Raw genomic sequence first — 11,979 nt, forward strand, 5'->3', positions numbered from 1 at the left:
CATCCGCATCCACATTCCTGTTCGAACGCAAGTATCAAGCCACGCGCGGCACATGAGACGGCGTCAGTGCACCCGTCGACGACCGGGACGGACCTTGACGGGCGACTTCCGCTGGTGAAGGCTTCCGACCGACGATCAAGCGGTGTCGGTACCAGGGAAGGAGCGGTGATGACGGGTCCCGTGCTCGCGGTGGACCAGGGCACGTCGGGCACCAAGGCGCTCGTCGTCTGCCCCTCCCGCGGGGTCATCGGCTCCGCTTCCGCGCCCGTACGGCCCGTGTACCTGCCGGGCGGGCGGGTCGAGGTGGACCCCCGCGAGCTGCTGGACTCGGTCGTGGCCGCCGGGCGCGCCGCCCTCGCGGCGGCCGGCGAGCCGGTCGTGGCGGTGGGGCTGGCCAACCAGGGCGAAACCGTCCTGGCCTGGGATCCGGCCACGGGCGAGCCCCTCACCGACGCGATCGTCTGGCAGGACCGCCGCGCGGCCCAGCTCTGCACGGAACTGGCCCCGCACGCACCGTCGTTGCGGGAGACGACCGGCCTGCCCCTTGACCCGTATTTCGCCGCGCCCAAGATGGCCTGGATACGCCGCCACCTGACCCGCCGCGGCGTCGTGACGACCAGCGACGCATGGCTCGTGCACCGCCTCACCGGTGCGTTCGTCACCGACGCGGCGACCGCCGGCCGCACCCAGCTCCTCGATCTCGACACCGTCGCGTGGTCACAGGCGGCGCTCGACGCCTTCGGCCTGGCGGGCGAGCGCCTCCCGGAGGTCGTCGACTCGGACACCCGCGTCGGGACCACGACCGCCTTCGGACCCCCACTGCCGCTGACCGGGCTGCTCGTCGACCAGCAGGCCGCCCTCCTCGCCCAGAGCGTCACCGAGCCCGGCAGCGCCAAGTGCACCTACGGCACCGGCGCGTTCCTCCTCGCGCAGAGCGGCCCGCTTCCCCGCCGCAGCACCACCGGGCTCGTCGGCTGCGTCGCCTGGAGGCTCGCCGGACGCACCAGCTACTGCCTGGACGGGCAGGTGTACACGGCCGCCTCCGCCGTGCGCTGGCTCACCGACCTCGGCGTGATATCCGGCGCCGAGGACCTCGACACCGTGGGCGGCAGCGCCCCGGACGCCGGCGGCGTCACCTTCGTTCCCGCGCTCGCCGGGCTCGCCGCCCCCTGGTGGCGCGGCGACCTGCGGGGCTCGGTCACCGGACTCGGCCTCGACACCACGGCAGGCCACCTGGTGCATGCCCTGTGCGACGGGATCGCCGCCCAGGTGGCGGAGCTCGCCGACGCCGTCGCCGCGGACCTGGGCGCCATGCCGGAGGCGTTGCGCGTCGACGGCGGGCTGACCCGGTCCGCGCTGCTCATGCAGGCCCAGGCCGATCTGCTGCGGATCCCCGTCGAGGTGTCGGCACTGCCCGACGCCACCGCGCTCGGGGTCGCGGCGGTCGCCCGCCTCGGGCTCGATCCGTCGCTCACCGTCCACGAGGCCGTCCCGGCGTGGAAGCCGTCCGCGGTCTACGAGCCGAAGGCCGGGGACGGGGAGGCCGCCGAGCGCCGCGCCCGGTTCCGGACGGCCGTATCGGCGCTCATCGACGGCCCGGCGTGACCGTCACCACGCGGGGCCCGCTGCCCGCCGGCGAGTACGACGTGACGGTCGTCGGCGCCGGGGTGGTGGGCGCGGCCATCGCCCGGGAACTGGCCCGGCTCCCGCTGCGGATCGCCCTGATCGACGCGTCCGACGATGTCGGCGACGGCACCTCCAAGGCCAACACCGCCATCCTGCACACCGGTTTCGACGCCGTGCCCGGCTCCCTGGAGTCCCGGCTCGTTCGGGAGGGCCGCCGGCTGCTCGCCGCCTACGCCGCCGACAGCGGCATCCCCGTCGAACCGCTGGGGGCGCTCCTCGTCGCCTGGGACGAGGAGCAGTACGCCGCGCTGCCGGGCCTCGCCGACAAGGCTCTCGCCAACGGATACCGCTCGGCCCGGATCGTGGCGCCCGCGGAGGTACGGGCCCGCGAACCGCACCTGGGACCCGGGGCGCTGGGCGCGCTCGACGTGCCGGGCGAGTCCATCATCTGCCCCTGGACGACCACGCTCGCGTACGCGACGCAGGCGGTGCGGGCCGGCGTCGACCTCCACCTCAACTGCCGCGTCGAGGCCGCCGCCCCGGGCGACCGTCGTACCCCCCACGAGCTGGCCACGGGCCGGGGGCGGCTGCGCACCCGCCACCTGGTCAACGCGGCCGGACTGCACGCCGACGGGATCGACCGGCTCCTCGGCCACGAGGACTTCACCGTGACGCCCCGGCGCGGCCAGCTGATCGTCTTCGACGAGCTCGCCCGCGGCCTCGTACGGCATATCCTGCTGCCCGTGCCGGGCCCCCTCGGCAAAGGGGTGCTGGTGTCGCCGACGGTGTACGGGAACGTCCTGCTCGGACCGACCGCCGAGGACCTCGACGACAAGGCGGCCACCGGATCGACCGCCGAGGGGATCGCGCTGCTGCGCGAGAAGGGCCGCCGGGTCCTACCCGCCCTGCTGGAGGAGGAGGTCACCGCGGTGTACGCCGGGCTGCGGGCGGCCACCGAGCACGACGACTACGTGATCCGCGCCCGCCCCGCGCAGCGGTACGTCACCGTCGCCGGCATCCGGTCCACGGGCCTGACCGCCTCCATGGCGATCGCCGCCCACGTGGTGGAACTCCTCGCCGACGGCGGCCTCCCGGTCACCGGCGCGCGGGAGGTGGAACCGGTGCGGATGCCGAACCTGGGCGAGGCCTTCCCGCGCCCGTACCGCGACGCGTTCCCCGGCCCGCCGCTGCCTGGTCCGTCGCCGCCCGGCCCGCCGGGCCGTGGCTGCGGGGGCCGGCGTACGCGCGGCGGTGGGCCCGGGCCGCGGCGGCCGCGGGGGCCGTGGTCCGTACGGGCGTCACCGCCACCGGCTGGTCCGGTCCGCTGTCCCTGGACACCACGAGCCCGGCGGGACTGGAGTCCATCAGCGCCCGGACGGTCGTCCTCGCCACAGGCGCCAGGGAACGCCCCCGCAGCGCCCGACTGGTGCCGGGCACGCGCCCGCCGGGTGTGCTGACGACAGGAGAACTGCAACGCACCCTGCACGCGGACGCCCGCCCCGTCGGGCGGCGCGCCGTGGTGGTGGGCGCCGAGCCGGTGGCGCGCCACGCCGTACGGAGCCTGCGCCGGGCGGGTACGGAGGTGGTGGCGATGGTCACGGAGCACTCCCGCGGCGCCGCGCCGCCCGGCGTCCCGCTGCTCACCGCCACCACGGTCGGCGAACTCCGCGGCCGGGGCCGGCTGTCGGGCGTGGTGGTGCGCCACGAGGACGGCCGGTCCGGGTTCCTCCCCTGCGACACGGTGGTCTTCACCGGGGACTGGATCCCCGACCACGAGCTGGCCCGCCGCGGCGGCGTCGCACTCGACCCGGGCACCCGCGGCCCCGCCGTGGACGCCTCCTTCCGTACGTCGGTACCCGGCGTCTTCGCGGTCGGCAACGCCCTGCACGGCATCGAGAGCGCCGCTGCGGCCGCCGCCGAGGGAGCCGCCGCCGCGGCCCCAGTCCTGGCGCACCTGGCCGGCGTGTCCTGGCCGGATCCCGGCCCGCCGCTGGTCGTCCGGGCCCCCCTGGTGTGGGTCGCGCCGAACCGCCTGACGGGCGTCGGGGAGCGGCCGCTGCTGCTGAGGTCCGGGGAACCGCTGACCAACCCGCTGGTGACGGCCGGCCAGGACGGCCGACTCCTGTGGCGCCGACGGATCCCCGGCCGGGTGTCACCCTCACGGTCGATGAAGCTCCCACCGGGATGGACGGGCCGGGTCGACAGGGCGGGCGGCCCGGTCGTCCTGGGCATCGGCTGACGGCGCGCCGCAGACCCGGCGGCCTCGCCCGCCACCGCAACTGTCCGACCAGGAAGGGGAGTCGGGTCCCCCACCCGCGAACTCGCCGTCTACATTCTCGTCCCATGGATCTTTCACGCAGGACCGTCGTCAAGGGCATGGCCGCCGCGCCGCTCATCACCGCGGCAGGCGCCGCCCTCCTGCCCTCCCAGGCCCGCGCGGCCACCCTGCCCGCCGCGCAGTTCTCCCTCGCCGAACGGACCGGCAACGCCTCCGGCACTTTCACCCAGCTCATCGAGGGCCTGGCTGCGGCACTCCCCGCGGTGGGGGTCGCCGACGTACTCGCCGACGCCAACCGCGACGCGACCCGCCTCAGCGGCGCGCCCGCCGGAGTCGGCGGCTTCTCCCACGGCTTCACCTGGAACCCCGGGGACCGGGACGCCGCCGAGTGGATTCCGCAGGGCGTCACCACCAGCGCGGACGCCCTCGGCGCGGGCCTGTGGCCCGCCGGCGGCAAGCGCGTGGTCCTGGTCTCCTGGTACTTCGAGACCGACCCCGACCAGGACAACGTCCACGAGTTCGCCATCGACAAGGGCATCCGGCTCAGCTTCGTGGACTACACCTCCGCCGCGGCCCCCGCGTACCGGCACGTGCTGCTCGTCGAACCCGTCCGGGCCCCGGGCGGCGCGTACACCTACCAGCCGATCCGCAAGCACGCGGGCGGCATCATGTGGTACGGCAACCTGCTGTACGTCGTGGACACCTACAAGGGCCTGCGCGTGTTCGACCTGGAGAAGATGTTCCAGGTCAGCACAGGTCTGCCGGACGTCTGCGGGCTGCATTCCGACGGGCGCCACCACGCGTACGACTACCGCTACGTCCTCCCGCAGACCGGCGCCTACGACAACACCGGCACCCTGCTGCGCTTCTCGGCGATCGGGCTCGACCGCGCGTCCACCCCCGACAGCCTCACCGTGAGCGAGTACGCCTACGACCCCACCACGCCGGTGGTCGACTACGACCCCGCCTTCGGATGGAACGGCAACGGCCAGAGGATCGGGACCCCGAAGATCGTCCGGTGGCCGCTCGACCACACGAACCGCAAGATCGCCTCCACCGCGGCGTCCGAGGCTGTCACGGTGAAGCAGGGCAAGATCCAGGGCGTGGTCTCGCGCCAGAGCCGGCACTACCTCGCGGCGAGCGACGGCCCGACCCGGAACGGCAGCCTGCGCACGGTCACGTCCGGCGCCGACGCGCCCGCCACCGTGGTCCGCCTCGCCAAGGGGTGCGAGGACCTCAGCTTCCACAGCTCCGAGGCGACCGGATGGGCGTACTCCGACTCGGTCATCTGGAACGTGAGCGAGTACCCGGGCTCGCGTTACGTCTACGCGGTGCACGCCGACGGCTCCTGACCCCCGGGCCGCTCCTCGGCCGGGGGCGGGGCGGGGCGGCGGCGCCGTGCACCGATCGCCGCCCCGCCCGCCGCGTTCGGCTCAGGTGCGCCCGACGGGGTCCTGGTCCGCCTCGGTCCGGCCCGTCTCGGTTCGGTCCGTCTCCTCCCGGTCCGCCTCCGGGGACCTGGCCGGCGCGGGCACACCGGCCAGGAGCGGCGCGGAGGGCGTCCGCCGCGAGGACACCCAGGCCGCGACGGGCTCGGTGTAACGGGCGGTCAGCGGCCCGATCACGACGAGGATCAGGACGTAGGCGGTGGCGAGCGGTCCCAGGGCGGGCTCGATGCCCGCGGTCACGGCGAGGCCGGCGATGACGATCGAGAACTCGCCGCGCGCCACGAGCGTGCCCCCGGCCCGCCAGCGGCCCTTGACCCCGATCCCGGCCCGCCGCGCGGCCCAGTAACCGGTCGCGATCTTCGTACCCGCCGTGACCACGGCGAGCGCGAGGGCGGGCAGCAGGACCGGCGGGATGCTGGCGGGGTCGGTGTGCAGGCCGAAGAAGACGAAGAACACGGCCGCGAACAGGTCGCGCAGCGGGCTGAGCAGGGTGTGGGCGCCCTCGGCGACCTCCCCGGACAGGGCGATGCCCACCAGGAACGCGCCGACGGCCGCGGAGACCTGCAACTGCTGGGCGATGCCCGCGACGAGCAGGGTCAGCCCGAGGACGACGAGGAGCAGCTTCTCCGGGTCGTCACTGGAGACGAAGCGCGAGATCAGCCGGCCGTAGCGGACGGCGACGAACAGGACCGCCCCGGCCACTCCCAGCGCGATGGCCAGGGTGAGACTGCCCGCCGCGAGACTGACTCCGGCCAGCAGCGCGGTGATGATCGGCAGGTAGACCGCCATCGCCAGGTCCTCCAGGACCAGGATGCTGAGGATCACCGGGGTCTCGCGGTTGCCGAGCCGGCCCAGGTCGCCCATGACCTTGGCGATGACCCCCGAGGAGGAGATCCAGGTGACCCCGGCCAGCACCACCGCGGCGACCGGCCCCCAGCCCATGAGGAGCGCCGCCACCGCGCCGGGCAGCGCGTTCAGGGTGAAGTCGACGAGCCCCGCCGGGTACTGGGTCTTGAGGTTGGAGACGAGGTCACTCGCCGTGTACTCCAGCCCCAGCATGAGCAGCAGCAGGATGACGCCGATCTCGGCACCGATCGCCACGAACTCCTCGCTGGCACCCAGCGGCAGCAACCCGCCCGTTCCGAAGGCCAGACCGGCCAGCAGGTACAGCGGGATCGGGGAGAAGTGGAAGCGGCCGGCGAGCCGGCCCAGCAGGCCCAGGCCGAGGATGATGGCACCGAACTCGATCAGGAAGACAGCGGAATGCACAGGCGGTCACTCCCGTCCGAGTATCGCGGCGGCCGCGTCGACGCCCTCGCGGGTACCGATCACGATGAGCGTGTCCCCGCCGGCGAGACGGAAGTCCGGCGCGGGGGAGGGGCGCGCCTCGGCCCGCCGCAGTACGGCCACCACCGAGACACCCGTCTCCGTGCGCATCCTGGTGTCGCCCAGCACCCGGCCGTTCCAGTGCGAGTGCGCGGACAGCTCGATCCGCTCGGCCACCAGACCGAGGTCGGTGGTGTGCAGCACGTTCGGACTGTGGTGAGCTGGCATCAGGGCGTCGATCAGCGACGCGGTCTCGGCACCCGTCAGGTGCAGCGACTGCGCGCACGCGTCGGGGTCGTCGGCCCGGTACACGTTCACCGTCCGGGTTCCGTCCCGGTGCGCGATGACCGACATATGACGGTGCTCGCGCGTGGTGAGGTCGTACTGGACACCGATGCCGGGCAGCGGTGTGGTGCTCATCCGTGGAGCGGTCACAGCTCTGTCCCCCCTTGTTCTCTCTGATCGACTGGCGGGCGGCGCGGCCCCGGTACGAGGCAGGGCCCGGTCCCCCCGCGCCCATCGTGCCATCCCCACGGAAGGACCGGGTCCGGGTGTCCGCACGGAGGGGACACCCCCGCACCTGGGGCAGGATACGGACGGTGGAGACCACAGAGCTGATCGCACGCGCCCGCGCTCTCGCCGACCGCGGCGGTCCGGTCGACCGCACCGCCCTCGCCGGGCGCGGCGGCCCGGGCGGGCGGCGGGCGATCCTCGGCATCGCCGGGCCGCCGGGCGCCGGCAAGTCCACCCTGGCCGAGACGCTGGCCCGGGAACTGGGTCCGGCGCTGGTCGCCGTGGTGCCGATGGACGGCTTCCACCTCGCCCGGGCGGAACTGGCCCGGCTCGGCCGGGCCGACCGCAAGGGCGCCCCCGACACGTTCGACGCGGCCGGGTACACCGCACTGCTGCGCCGACTGCGCGACCCCGAGCCCGGCACCGTCTACGCACCCGCCTTCGACCGCGCGCTCGAAGAGCCGATCGCGGGGAGCATCCCCGTCGCCCCCTCCGTACCCCTGGTGATCACGGAGGGCAACTACCTGCTCCACGATGCCGGGGACTGGGCCGGCGTACGCCCGCTGCTCGACGAGTCCTGGTACCTCGCCCCCGACGACGCCCCGCGCGTGCGGCGCCTGATCGAACGGCACGTGCGCCACGGCAAGGACCCCGCGTACGCGCGGGAGTGGGTGCTCCGCTCCGACGAGGCCAACGCCCGGCTCGTCGCACCGGGCCGCGACCGGGCGGACCTCGTCCTGCGCCTCGGCTGACGGGCCGCCCCCGCCCCCGGCGGTGGACCGTCCGAGTCCGGCTGACCGGCTCGCGGCCCGTCCCCCGGGGACCGCACCGGGGCGGCTTCCTACGCGGCCGGGACGGGGTCGCCCGCGAGACCCGACAGCACCAGCGCGCGGTGCATGGCGGGCAGGTCCAGGTGCCCGCAGCCGCAGGCGGCGGCGAGCGCGCCGAGCGCCTCGGGCGTGACGGTGCGCGCGTACGCCGCTTCCAGCAGGTCGCGCGGCCCGGGCCCCGGCGCCGGCGGGCAGGTGCAGTCGGCGGTCGTGCAGGAGAGCAGGCGCAGGGCCTCGTCCGGCACCGCGAACCGGCTGATGCCGCAGTCGAGGCCGTCGTCGGCGAGGTCCTCGGGATAGGGGGCGCGGGCCCAGCGACCGTCCTCGTACCAGTAGACGCAGCCCAGTTCGTAACCGCTCAGCAACGCGTGCAGGGTCTCGTACGGAAGCCAGTCGGGGCCCTGCGCGAGCATGTCGACGGCGGGCTCGTGCCATTTGACGCCGCTGGACTCGTCCTCGCCGTACAGCACGTACCGGCCCTGCCCCATCGGTGCCAGCGTCCACCAGGTGCAGCCGCTGTCGTCGAGGTGCAGTCCCTCGCCGTCGACCCAGTGCCCGGTGCGGTGCACCCCGCGCCCCTCCGCCGCGGTGGTCGCCTCCAGCACGGCGACCAGGCCCCAGCGCGCCCACAGCGTCTCGGCGGGCGGCAGGTCCTGCGGCAGACCGGGTCGATGCATCGTCATGAGTGATTCCCCCTGGTGGTGACGGGTGTTCGGCGTGCCAGCCTACGTCCGCGCCGTCCCGTGAGCGGTCGGCAGGCGCAGGACCAGCCGCGCCCCCCGCGCGGCGGACCGGGCCGTGAGCGTCCCCCCGTGGTGCGCGGCCAGATCGCGTGCGATGGCGAGGCCCAGGCCGGCTCCGCCGTGGTCGCGGCTGCGCGAGTCGTCGAGCCGGGTGAAGCGCTCGAAGACCCGCTCCCGGTCGGCCGCCGGGATGCCGGGGCCGTCGTCGACGACCTCCAGTACAGCGGTACGGGCCCCCGCCGCGCTTCCCGTGGTGCGCAGCGTGACGTCCACCCGGCTCTCGGCGTACTGCCGGGCGTTGCCCACGAGGTTGGTGACGATCCGGCTCAGCCACAGCCCGGTACCCGTGACCTCCACGCCCGGTTCGAGCGACAGGTGCACCGGGACCCGGTCCCCGGCGCGCGTCCGCGCCGCCTCGCACACCAGAGCCGTCAGGTCCAGCCGGACGGCCGCCACGGGCTGGGCCGCGTCGATGCGGGCGAGCAGCAGCAGGTCGGCCGCGAGGTGCTGGAGGCGTTCGATGTCCTCCAGCGCCCCGCCGATCAGCTCGGGCCACAGCTCCGGGTCCCGGACGGCGAGGGCCACCTCCAACTGCGTGCGCACGACGGTGATGGGGCTGCGCAGTTCGTGGGAGGCGTCGGCGATGAACTGCCGCTGGCGGGCGCCGGACGCCTCCAGCCGGTCCAGCGTGGCGTTCATGGTCTGCGCCAGGTGGGCCACCTCGTCGCGAGTGGCCGGAACCGGCACCCGGCGGTGCAGGTCGCGGTCGGATATCCCGGCGACCTCGGCACGGATCGCCTCGACCGGCCGCAGCGCCCGGCCCGTCACCCGCCAGGTCACCAGCCCGACGGTGGCCAGCAGCAGGGGGACACCGACCGCGAGGGCCGCCGCGGTGGTGTCGTCCGCCGCGTCCACGTCCCGCAGCGAGGCTCCCGCGTACACGGTGGCCGGGCCGTCCGGGGTGTCCGTGACGACCTGGACCACCCGCTGGCGGTGCTCGCCGTCGAGCGGGCGCCCCGTCCAGGTGTGGAAACGGCCGCCCGGCACACCCGGGCCGGGCGGCGGGAGCGGGGGAGCGCCGACCAGGTTGAGGCTGGCGAACAGGACCCGGCCGTCGGCCCCCACCACCTGGATGAAGTCGACCCCGCGGGCGGGGGCACGGACCCGGTCCAGCCGTCCGGCGGCGGCGAGCTGCGCCACCGTCTCGGCCTGCCGGCGGGCGTCGCTCTGCGCGGCGCGGAGCAGATTGGCCTCCAGGAGGTTGAGCAGGGTGAAGGACGCCAGCCCGAGCGCCACGGCCACCACGGCGCAGGCGCCCGCCGTGGCCCGCGCGCGGACGGTGGTGGGCCAGACGCGGCGCAGTACCGGCCACCGGTTCAGGAGCGCCGTGCGGAACGCGGCCGTCGCGGCGGCGAGGGCCGCGACGGGGCGCCGGACCCGCCCCCGCGGATCCAGGGGCCCCCGCGGCCCGGACGGCTCCCGCCGCGCACGCGGGCCGCCCACGCGCGGGTCGAGGCGGCGCAGGACGCGCGGGCCGAGGCGGCGCGGGACGCGCCCGGCGCCCCGTACGGAGCGGGGCTCGCGGGACTCAGCCACCGTCGGCCGCCAACCGGTACCCGGCGCCCCGTACGGTCTCCAGCGCGGCCCGCCCGAACGGCGCGTCGATCTTGCGGCGCACCGCACTGACGTGGACCTCGACGACGTTGGCGTCGCCCTCGAAGGCGCTGTCCCACACCTGCTCCAGGATGTCGCGCTTGGGCACGACCTCGCCGGCGCGCCGGGCCAGGCATTCCAGGACCGCGAACTCGCGGGCGGTCAGCCGTATCTCCTCCCCGCCGCGCGAGCAGCTGTGGCGGGCGGGGTCGATCAGCAGGTCGCCGTACCGCATCACCTGCGGGCGCCGGCCGCCCGCACGCCGCGCGAGCGCCCGCAGCCGGGCGACGAGGACCAGGTAGGAGAACGGCTTGGACAGGAAGTCGTCGGCGCCGGTGTCCAGGGCCTCCGCCTCGTCGTACTCGCCGTCCTTCGCCGTGAGCATCAGGATGCCCGACTCGTTCCCGGCGGCGCGCAGTTCGGCGCAGACCCGGTAGCCGTTCAGGCCGGGCAGCATGATGTCGAGCACGATCAGGTCGTAACCGTGCTCGGTGGCCATCCACAACCCTTGGGAACCGTCATGGGCCACCTCGACCGAGAACCCTTCCGACTGGAGCCCCCGCTGCAGGGCCAGGGCCAGCCGCCGTTCGTCCTCCACCACCAGTACGCGCATGCCGAACAGGGTCTCAGGCCCGGCCCGCCGCTTGCTGAAGAGGTCTTCAGGTGGCTTCAGGTGGGCTTCAGGATCCTCCCGGCATGCTCCGGAACGAGCCGGGAGCAGTGCCCGGTCGTCCCGAGGAGTACTCGCATGCCTGATTCCGTTCCCGCGCCCGTCCCGCCGGCCGTCCCGCCGCCCGTTCCGTCGTCCGGGGAGTCGTCCGCGCGGCCCGGGAGCACCGCGGAGCCCACCGACCGCAAGCGCGCGGCCCTGGGGCGCCTGGTTCCCCGCGGCAAGGGTGCCCGGTGGGCGGCTGCGGGCGCCGCCGTGGTGATCGTGGGCGGTGCGGCCGTGGCGGTCGCCGTGGTCGACCACCACCACGACCGCGTGTTCGGGGGTCCGCGCATGGCCTGGTCGGTGCCCGGCCACGAGGGCGGGTTCGAGCGCGGCCCCGCGCGCCCGGGGGAGCCGGGGCAGGTGGGCCCGGGGGAGCGCGGAGCCCGCGGGCCCGGTGACCTCGAACAGCGCCGGCTCCTGAAGGGCGACGGCCGGGCCGAGAGCGTCCGCCCTGACGCGGCGGCCCGCCCCGACGGAGCCGCGCAGGCGGCTCCCGCGCCGCTCCCCGCCCTGGCGATCGGCGCGGCGGCCGAGAAGGCCGCCGCCGCGGTGACGGGCGGGAAGGTCGAGGCGATGCGCGTGGTGGCGCAGGAGGGCGGCGGCAGCGCCTGGCGCGCCGTGGTCCTCGGCCCGGACGGCGTCCGGCACGCGGTCACCGTCTCCGGCGCGGACGGCACGGTCACCAGCAATACGACGATCGACCGGTAGGGGCGGGGGCGCGCGGATGCCGGGCGGACCGGGCCCGGCCGGTTCACGCCGGGCCGAGTGCCGGTCCGGATGCCCCGTGCTGGTTCCGGGCGATGCGGCGGGAGCCCGCGCCCGGTGCCCGCGCCCGGAGCCCGCGCCC

Annotated in this window: 11 protein-coding genes; 6 read left to right on the top strand and 5 right to left on the bottom strand. The window is 75.3% G+C overall.

The window, feature by feature from the left end; all coding sequences use genetic code 11:
* The first annotated feature begins 168 nt into the window (after window positions 1-168).
* From ACFWUQ_RS23145 to ACFWUQ_RS23160, 4 genes are all read left to right on the top strand, one after another.
* The gene (locus ACFWUQ_RS23145; RefSeq protein ID WP_384541096.1) at window positions 169-1,605 is read left to right on the top strand and encodes an FGGY family carbohydrate kinase; all 1,437 of its coding nucleotides are present in this window, start codon (window positions 169-171) and stop codon (window positions 1,603-1,605) included.
* The gene (locus ACFWUQ_RS23150) at window positions 1,602-3,083 is read left to right on the top strand and encodes an NAD(P)/FAD-dependent oxidoreductase (RefSeq protein ID WP_384541099.1); all 1,482 of its coding nucleotides are present in this window, start codon (window positions 1,602-1,604) and stop codon (window positions 3,081-3,083) included. Before ACFWUQ_RS23145 ends, ACFWUQ_RS23150 begins: the two co-directional genes overlap by 4 nt.
* Window positions 2,990-3,865: an NAD(P)/FAD-dependent oxidoreductase gene (locus ACFWUQ_RS23155; RefSeq protein WP_384541119.1), complete on the top strand. Its 876-nt coding sequence runs from the start codon at window positions 2,990-2,992 to the stop codon at window positions 3,863-3,865. The genes ACFWUQ_RS23150 and ACFWUQ_RS23155 overlap by 94 nt, the downstream gene beginning before the upstream one ends.
* 104 nt (window positions 3,866-3,969) lie before the next feature.
* Window positions 3,970-5,256 carry a hypothetical protein gene (locus tag ACFWUQ_RS23160; RefSeq protein ID WP_384541101.1) on the top strand — a complete coding sequence of 429 codons (1,287 nt, stop codon included), beginning with the start codon at window positions 3,970-3,972 and terminating at the stop codon, window positions 5,254-5,256.
* 81 nt (window positions 5,257-5,337) lie between these two features.
* Here ACFWUQ_RS23160 and ACFWUQ_RS23165 read toward each other — a convergent pair whose 3' ends face one another.
* Complete coding sequence (locus ACFWUQ_RS23165) at window positions 5,338-6,621, bottom strand: cation:proton antiporter (RefSeq protein WP_384541104.1); 1,284 nt, start codon at window positions 6,619-6,621, stop codon at window positions 5,338-5,340.
* Window positions 6,622-6,627: 6 nt separating this feature from the next.
* Window positions 6,628-7,113 carry a cation:proton antiporter regulatory subunit gene (locus tag ACFWUQ_RS23170; RefSeq protein WP_384541107.1) on the bottom strand — a complete coding sequence of 162 codons (486 nt, stop codon included), beginning with the start codon at window positions 7,111-7,113 and terminating at the stop codon, window positions 6,628-6,630.
* A 164-nt stretch (window positions 7,114-7,277) separates the two neighbouring features.
* On the opposite strand from ACFWUQ_RS23170, the gene ACFWUQ_RS23175 reads away from it, so the two are divergent.
* A complete protein-coding gene (locus tag ACFWUQ_RS23175; RefSeq protein WP_384541109.1) occupies window positions 7,278-7,943 on the top strand; it encodes a nucleoside/nucleotide kinase family protein in 666 nt (221 codons plus the stop codon).
* An 89-nt stretch (window positions 7,944-8,032) separates the two neighbouring features.
* Here ACFWUQ_RS23175 and ACFWUQ_RS23180 read toward each other — a convergent pair whose 3' ends face one another.
* The 3 genes from ACFWUQ_RS23180 to ACFWUQ_RS23190 all read right to left on the bottom strand — a co-directional run bounded on the left by ACFWUQ_RS23180 (window position 8,033) and on the right by ACFWUQ_RS23190 (window position 11,030).
* Window positions 8,033-8,704, bottom strand: coding sequence for a hypothetical protein (locus ACFWUQ_RS23180; RefSeq protein WP_384541111.1), 672 nt, complete (start codon window positions 8,702-8,704; stop codon window positions 8,033-8,035).
* A 42-nt stretch (window positions 8,705-8,746) separates the two neighbouring features.
* Entirely contained in the window at window positions 8,747-10,126 is a 1,380-nt protein-coding gene (locus tag ACFWUQ_RS23185) for a sensor histidine kinase (RefSeq protein WP_384541121.1), read from the bottom strand.
* A gap of 226 nt (window positions 10,127-10,352) precedes the next feature.
* Window positions 10,353-11,030: a response regulator transcription factor gene (locus tag ACFWUQ_RS23190; RefSeq protein WP_384541113.1), complete on the bottom strand. Its 678-nt coding sequence runs from the start codon at window positions 11,028-11,030 to the stop codon at window positions 10,353-10,355.
* A 135-nt stretch (window positions 11,031-11,165) separates the two neighbouring features.
* On the opposite strand from ACFWUQ_RS23190, the gene ACFWUQ_RS23195 reads away from it, so the two are divergent.
* Entirely contained in the window at window positions 11,166-11,840 is a 675-nt protein-coding gene (locus ACFWUQ_RS23195; RefSeq protein WP_384541115.1) for a hypothetical protein, read from the top strand.
* The last annotated feature ends 139 nt before the right edge of the window (window positions 11,841-11,979 follow it).

This window comes from Streptomyces sp. NPDC058662 (assembly GCF_042716255.1).
In the GTDB taxonomy this organism is placed as follows: Bacteria; Actinomycetota; Actinomycetes; order Streptomycetales; family Streptomycetaceae; genus Streptomyces.